Raw genomic sequence first — 7,162 nt, 5'->3', positions numbered from 1 at the left:
CCGCGCCTACTACGACGCGATCCGCGCCCGCGGCACCGGACACCACGCTGCCCTCCGACAACTCGGCAACCGACTCGTCGGCATCCTCCACGGCTGCCTCAAGACCAGAACCCGCTACGACGAGGACGCCGCCTGGCCCGCAATCACCGCGGCCGCGGCTTGACCTCCCGAACCATGGGATGTCTGAGGAGCGCGCTGGTCCGCGCCCCGCTCACCTGCGGCGGCGGACCACCGCGTAGCCGAGGGCGAGCAGCGTCGCGCCCAGCGCCGTCTCGACAGCCCGGGCCCGGACGCTGGCGCGGACGATGCCGACGGCGTCCGGGCGCGCCTGCCGGGTGCCCAGCAGCGCTCCACCGAGCGACGAGTCGACGCCCGCGCCGACGGTCACGATGTGCTGCGACGGTGAGTCGAGTCGGGCGGTGAGCCCGGCATCGGCCAGCGCGCCGGCCAGCTCGGCGAGATCGGCGCGGCCGGGCCGGGTCCCGGTGCGGGCGGTGGCCGCCGCCCGCAGGCCCAGCACTAACCCGCGCACGTCGTCGGCGACCACGTGGACGTCACCGCCGGCGGCGGTGACCCGCACGGGCGCACCGTCGACCTCGATGGACAGGTCGCCCGTCACGTCGAGGCGGCCCACCTCCGGGTTCATCCCCTGCTGGCGTTCTCGGCGGTGGTGATGCGCAGCGTCCCGTTCAGCCGCCAGGTGGCGCGGGGTGCGTCCGGGCCGGTCTCCCGCGGCACCTCGACGGTCATGTCCACGAACTCGTAGTTGATCGCCGCGCCCTTGCCCGTCAGGTAGGCCCACATCTCCTTGCCCAGGTCGGCGAAGCTGGTCGTCTCGTGGGACTTGATGTCGCGCTTGCCGGTCGCGATGTCGCTGTTCGACATGGTCATGGAGCTCTCCTCGCTCGGGCGGTGGCCGCAGGGACACGGCGCTTCCGGACGGGCCGCGGCGCGTTCGTCCACGGCTCCGGTTGCGCACTACCCGGTCCGGCGTCGACGAACCGGCGACCGGAGCAGGCGGCGGAGGAGGGCGGTCCGGGCCGCGAGCCGGTCTAGCGTGTCCGCATGGCGCTCATCTACCCCGTCCAGGCCGACCTCCCGGAGCCCGACGAGGACAGCGAGGCCGACTTCGACGAGCTCGCGGCGGATCTCTCCGACAACTGGCTGGTCGAGATCGCCGTGGGGGAGGACGGGGACGACGCGTGCTTCGGCCCGCTCACCGCGAGGGCGGCCTGGGACCTCGCGGTCGACCTCGACGAGCGCCGCCCCGACTGGTCGGTCTCGGTGGTGCCGCTGCACGTGGCCGGGACGGCGGAGGAGCTCGTCGAGCTCTTCGAGGACTAGGGCTCTTCGAGGACCGGGCCCTGCCCCGCGCCCGTTCACCAGCCGCGGGCGCGCCACTCCGGCAGGTTCGGGCGCTCGGCGCCGATCGTCGTGTCCGCGCCGTGGCCCGGGTAGACCCAGGTGTCGTCGGGCAGCTCGGCGAACAGCCGGCTCTCCACGTCGTCGACCAGGCTGGTGAACCGGGCGGCGTCGGACTGGGTGTTGCCCACGCCGCCCGGGAACAGGCTGTCGCCGGTGAAGACGTGCGTGCCGGCGCCCTCGGGGCCGCGCCAGACCAGCGCGATGCTGCCCGGCGTGTGCCCGCGCAGGTGCACCACCGCGAGGGTCTGGTCGCCCACGGGGACGGTGTCGCCGTGGGAGACCGGGCGGGTGACCGGCACCGGCAGGTCGGCCGCGTCGGCCGGGTGCGCGACGGTCTCCGCGCCGGTCGCCTGGACCACCTCCGGGAGTGCGCGGTGGTGGTCCCAGTGGCCGTGCGTGGTCACCACCGTGCGGACGTCGGCGTCGCCGATCAGCTCCAGCAGCGCCGCCGGCTCGGCCGCCGCGTCGACCAGCAGCGACTCCCCGGTGGCGGTGCTGGTGAGCAGGTAGACGTTGTTCGCCATCTCGCTGACGGCCAGCTTCCGGATGGTCAGCCCCGGGAGCTCGCGGACGTCGGCGGGGCCACCGACCTGCACGTCCCCGGTGTACGTCTGCCCGCTCATCGCGCTCCCGTCTGAGACTGTCGGTGCCGCCGTCTAGGTTCGTCGGCATGGACGCTAGTGCAGGTTCCGGGCCCTCCGGCGCGCCGGCCGCGGCGGGGTCCGGGGAGCCGACGCTCGACGGGGTGGTCGGTCTGCCGGCGACCGAGCTGGCCGCCCGGGTCCGCACCGGTGAGCTCTCCGCGGTCGACGTCGTCCGTGCCCATCTGCGGCACCTGGCCGCGGTGGAGGCGCGGATCGGGGCGTTCCGGGTCGTCCGCACCGAAGCCGCGCTGGCCGAGGCCGCCGCGGTCGACGCCCGTCCCGACCGGGCCCGGCTGCCGCTGGCCGGTGTCCCGATCGCGGTCAAGGACAACGTCGCGGTGGCCGGCGAGGTGGCCACCGACGGGTCGTCGGCCCACCTGCCGGCGCCGGCGAGCGCCGACCACCCGGTGGTGGCCCGGCTGCGGGCCGCGGGGGCGGTCGTCGTCGGCATCACGCGGGTGCCCGAGCTCTGTCTCTACTGCGCCACCGACGGTCCGGGGACGGTCACCCGCAACCCGTGGGACACCGCACGCTCGGCCGCCGGCTCCTCCGGGGGCAGCGCCGCCGCGGTGTCCGCCGGCGTCGTCCCGCTGGCCCAGGGCAACGACGGCATGGGCTCACTCCGACTGCCCGCCGCCGCCTGCGGGCTGGTCACCCTCAAGCCCGGCTCCGGCGTGGTCCCCGCCCTGATCGGTGCCGACAGCTGGTCGGGCATGGCGGAGAACGGTGTGCTGGCCACCACCGTCGCCGACCTGGCCGTCGGCTTCGCCGTGCTGGCCGGCACCGAGCCGGCCCAGCCGGCGGCCCCGGTCGGCCCGCTGCGGATCGCGGTGTCGACCCGGTCGCCCGTGCCCGGCGTCCGGCTGGACGCCGCCGGCCGCGCTGCGCTGGACGCCGTGGTCGCCGAACTGCGGGCCGCCGGACACGTCGTGGTCGAGAAGGAGCCGCTGATCACCCCGGCTGCGGCGCTGGGCACCATCACCCGGTGGCTGGCCGGCGCCGACTCCGACGCCGAGGCCCTCGGGCTCGACCGCCAGGCCCTGGAGCCGCGTAGCCGCACCCACGCCCGGCTGGGCCGCTGGGTGCGCCGGGCCGGCCTCGTCCGGCCGCAGACGGCGGCGGCGTTCCGGGCCCGGATGGCCGACTTCTTCTCCGACGTCGACGTCCTGCTCAGCCCGGTCGTCTCCGGTCCGCCGCTCGCCGCCCGGCCCTGGCACGAGCGGGGCTTCCTGGCCAACATCACGGCCAACGCCCGCTGGGCGCCGTGGACGTCGGCCTGGAACGTGGCGGGTCTGCCGGCGCTCGTCCTGCCGGCCGGCCCGGGGCGGGACGGGCTGCCCAGCTCCGTCCAGTTCGTCGGCCCGGCCGGGGCCGAGACGCGGCTACTCTGGCTGGCCGGGGAGCTCGAAGACCGGCTGCCCTGGCGCCGGCACGCGCCGGTCTTCGACCCGGCCGGAAGCGTCGGCGGCCCCGCCGGCTGACCGGGCAGCGTCGCCCAGCGCGGGCGGGGGAGACCCAGCCGACACCCGCGCCGGGAAGCCCGCCTGTCGGGCCACCGTTCCACTGGGCGATGCACCTCACCGGCCTTGAGCTCCGCACTGCACCACTGGTCCCCGCCGCCCCGCGAACGGACCAGCACCGAACCACTGCGACCGACAGGGATCACATGGACCGGCTCGTCGTCCGCGGCGCCCGAGAGCACAACCTCAAGGACGTCCACCTCGACCTGCCCCGCGACGCGATGATCGTGTTCACGGGGCTCTCCGGCTCGGGCAAGTCCAGCCTGGCCTTCGACACGATCTTCGCCGAGGGACAGCGCCGCTACGTCGAGTCGCTGTCGGCCTACGCCCGCCAGTTCCTCGGCCAGATGGACAAGCCCGACGTCGACTTCATCGAGGGCCTGTCGCCGGCGGTGTCGATCGACCAGAAGTCGACCAACCGCAACCCGCGGTCGACGGTCGGCACGATCACCGAGGTCTACGACTACCTGCGGTTGCTGTACGCCCGGGCCGGTCAGCCGCACTGCCCCAACTGCGGGAAGCCGATCTCGCGGCAGACGCCGCAGCAGATCGTCGACCAGGTGCTCGCCATGGAGGAGGGCACCCGGTTCCAGGTGCTGGCACCGGTCGTCCGGGCGCGCAAGGGCGAGTACGTCGACCTGTTCAGCTCGCTGCAGACCCAGGGCTTCTCCCGGGTGCGGGTCGACGGCACCATCCACCCGCTGACCGAGCCGCCGACGCTCAAGAAGCAGGAGAAGCACACGATCGAGGTGATCGTCGACCGGCTGACGGTCAAGGAGAACGCCAAGCGGCGGCTGACCGACTCGGTCGAGACCGCGCTCGGGCTCGCCGGTGGCCTGGTGGTGCTCGACTTCGTCGACCTCCCCGAGGACGACGCACACCGGGAGCGCACCTTCTCCGAGCACCTGGCCTGCATCGACGACGGGCTGTCCTTCGAGGCACTGGAGCCGCGGTCGTTCTCGTTCAACTCGCCGTTCGGCGCGTGCCCGGAGTGCACCGGCATCGGCACCCGCAAGGAGGTCGACCCCGACCTCGTCGTCCCTGACCCGGGCAAGAGCCTGGCCGAGGGCGCCATCGCCCCGTGGGCCGGCTCGATGAGCAACGAGTACTTCCAGCGGCTGCTCGGCGGGCTGGCCGACATGAACGGCTTCTCGATGAACACCCCGTGGGAGGAGCTCCCCGCGAAGGTCCAGAAGTCGGTCCTGCACGGGTCCCCGGACCAGGTCCACGTGAAGTACAAGAACCGCTACGGCCGCGAGCGCAGCTACTACGCCGCCTTCGAGGGCGTGCTGCCCTTCCTCGAGCGCCGCCACGAGGACACCGACAGCGAGTTCATGAAGGACAAGTACGAGGGCTACATGCGCGACGTGCCCTGCCCGATCTGCCACGGCACCCGGCTCAAGCCGGAGATCCTCGCCGTCAAGATGATGGGCCGGTCGATCGCCGAGGTCACCGGGCTGTCCATCGGCGAGGCCTCCGAGTGGCTCAACGCCCTGGAGCTCGGCGAGCGCGAGCGGGCCATCGCCGTCCAGGTGCTCCGGGAGATCCAGGCACGGCTCTCCTTCCTCGTCTCCGTCGGGCTGGACTACCTGTCCCTGGACCGTCCGGCCGCCACGCTGGCCGGTGGGGAGGCGCAGCGCATCCGGCTGGCCACCCAGATCGGCTCCGGGCTGGTCGGCGTCCTCTACGTGCTCGACGAGCCGTCGATCGGACTGCACCAGCGCGACAACGTCCGGCTGATCGAGACGCTGGTCCGGCTGCGCGACATGGGCAACACGCTGATCGTCGTCGAGCACGACGAGGACACCATCAAGCAGGCCGACTGGATCGTCGACATCGGTCCCGGCGCCGGCGAGCACGGTGGCGAGGTGGTGGTCAGCGGCACCTACGAGGACCTCCTCGCCAGCGAGCGGTCGATCACCGGTGCGTACCTGTCCGGCCGCCGGGAGATCACCATCCCGAAGATCCGGCGCGAGCGGACGCCGGGCCGGGAGCTGGTCGTCAAGGGCGCCCGGGAGAACACCCTGCGCGGCATCGACGTGGCGTTCCCGCTGGGCATGCTGGTCGCCGTCACCGGCGTCTCCGGCTCGGGCAAGTCCAGCCTGGTCAACGACATCCTCTACACGACCCTGGCCAACGAGCTGAACCGCGCGCGGATGGTGCCCGGCCGGCACCGCACCATCACCGGCGTGGACCAGCTGGACAAGGTCGTCGGCGTCGACCAGTCGCCGATCGGACGCACCCCGCGGTCGAACCCGGCCACCTACACCGGGGTCTGGGACCACGTCCGCAAGCTGTTCGCCAGCACGTCGGAGGCGAAGGTCCGCGGCTACCAGCCCGGCCGGTTCTCCTTCAACGTCAAGGGCGGCCGGTGTGAGGCGTGCTCCGGCGACGGGACGCTGAAGATCGAGATGAACTTCCTGCCCGACGTCTACGTGCCCTGCGAGGTCTGCAAGGGCGCCCGGTTCAACCGGGAGACCCTCGAGGTGCACTACAAGGGCAAGACGGTGGCCGAGGTGCTCAACATGCCGATCGAGGAGGCCGCCGAGTTCTTCGCGGCCATCCCAGCGATCGCCCGCTACATGCGCACCCTCACCGACGTCGGCCTCGGCTACGTCCGGCTCGGCCAGCCGGCGACGACGCTGTCCGGTGGCGAGGCGCAGCGGGTCAAGCTCGCCAGCGAGCTGCAGAAGCGCTCCAACGGCCGCACGATCTACGTCCTCGACGAGCCCACCACCGGGCTGCACTTCGAGGACATCAACAAGCTGCTGCAGGTCATCCAGGGGCTGGTCGACAAGGGCAACTCGGTCATCGTCATCGAGCACAACCTCGACGTGATCAAGAGCGCCGACTGGTTGATCGACATGGGGCCGGAAGGTGGCTTCCGCGGCGGCGTGGTCGTGGCCGAGGGGCCGCCGGAGCTCGTCGCCTCGGTCCCGGAGAGCCACACCGGCAGGTTCCTCGCCAAGATCCTCGATCCGGAGGCCGTCGCGGCGGTGGCCGCAGGCCCGAAGAAGAAGGCCCGTAAGAAGGCCAGCTGACCGGTGCACGGGGCGGTTGCGGCCGCCTCGTGCGCCCCCGAACGAGAGGACCCACCGTGACGACGACGTCCGGCGACCTGCCCGTGCTCCCGCGCCCCGACGGGGTGGACGTCCCCTACCGATGCTGGCTGCCCGCCGGCGAGGTCCGGGGCACCCTGCAGCTGGTCCACGGCGCCTCCGAGCACTCCGGCCGCTACGAGCGGCTGGCCGGTGCGCTCACCGAGCGGGGCCTGGCCGTCTACGCGATGGACCTGCGCGGGCACGGCCGGACCGCCGAGGTCACCGGCCCCGGTCGGTTCGGGGTGCCCGGCGCCGACGGCGTCCTCGACGACGTCGAGGCCCTGCACCGGCTCGCCGCCGAGGAGCACCCGGGCCTGCCACGGGTGCTGCTGGGCCACTCGATGGGCTCGGTGATCGCGCTGGCCAGCGCCGAGCGGGACGGCGCGGGGCTGAGCGGGCTGGTGCTGTCCGGACCGATCGGGGTGTCGCCGGAGCTGGCCGAGACGGTGTCCGCCCTGGACGGTGCCGTGGC

The 7,162-nt window shown here is 73.3% G+C and carries 7 protein-coding genes; 4 read left to right on the top strand and 3 right to left on the bottom strand.

Annotated elements, in window-relative coordinates:
* Nucleotides 1-211: 211 nt before the first annotated feature.
* Nucleotides 212-646 (bottom strand): hypothetical protein, encoded by a 435-nt coding sequence (locus G5C62_RS24265; RefSeq protein WP_164703029.1) that lies wholly within the window; start codon nucleotides 644-646, stop codon nucleotides 212-214.
* Entirely contained in the window at nucleotides 643-891 is a 249-nt protein-coding gene (locus tag G5C62_RS24260) for a hypothetical protein (RefSeq protein WP_164703028.1), read from the bottom strand. The genes G5C62_RS24265 and G5C62_RS24260 overlap by 4 nt, the downstream gene beginning before the upstream one ends.
* 174 nt (nucleotides 892-1,065) lie before the next feature.
* On the opposite strand from G5C62_RS24260, the gene G5C62_RS24255 reads away from it, so the two are divergent.
* Nucleotides 1,066-1,344 carry a hypothetical protein gene (locus tag G5C62_RS24255; RefSeq protein WP_164703027.1) on the top strand — a complete coding sequence of 93 codons (279 nt, stop codon included), beginning with the start codon at nucleotides 1,066-1,068 and terminating at the stop codon, nucleotides 1,342-1,344.
* A 35-nt stretch (nucleotides 1,345-1,379) separates the two neighbouring features.
* On the opposite strand, the gene G5C62_RS24250 is transcribed toward G5C62_RS24255, so the two are convergent.
* On the bottom strand, nucleotides 1,380-2,048 hold the full coding sequence (locus G5C62_RS24250; RefSeq protein WP_164703026.1) for an MBL fold metallo-hydrolase: 669 nt from the start codon (nucleotides 2,046-2,048) through the stop codon (nucleotides 1,380-1,382).
* A gap of 47 nt (nucleotides 2,049-2,095) precedes the next feature.
* Between G5C62_RS24250 and G5C62_RS24245 the strand changes: the two genes are divergently transcribed.
* The 3 genes from G5C62_RS24245 to G5C62_RS24235 all read left to right on the top strand — a co-directional run.
* Nucleotides 2,096-3,550, top strand: a complete 1,455-nt coding sequence (locus G5C62_RS24245; protein ID WP_164703025.1) for an amidase — start codon at nucleotides 2,096-2,098, stop codon at nucleotides 3,548-3,550.
* 185 nt (nucleotides 3,551-3,735) lie between these two features.
* Entirely contained in the window at nucleotides 3,736-6,630 is a 2,895-nt protein-coding gene (gene uvrA, locus G5C62_RS24240; RefSeq protein WP_164703024.1) for an excinuclease ABC subunit UvrA, read from the top strand.
* Nucleotides 6,631-6,686: 56 nt separating this feature from the next.
* A partial coding sequence (locus tag G5C62_RS24235; RefSeq protein ID WP_164703023.1) for an alpha/beta hydrolase occupies nucleotides 6,687-7,162 on the top strand: 476 nt, incomplete at its 3' end.

The organism is Modestobacter sp. KNN46-3 (assembly GCF_011039295.1).
Note: the sequence above shows the minus strand (reverse complement) of the source record. Positions and strands in the feature narration are given on the sequence as shown.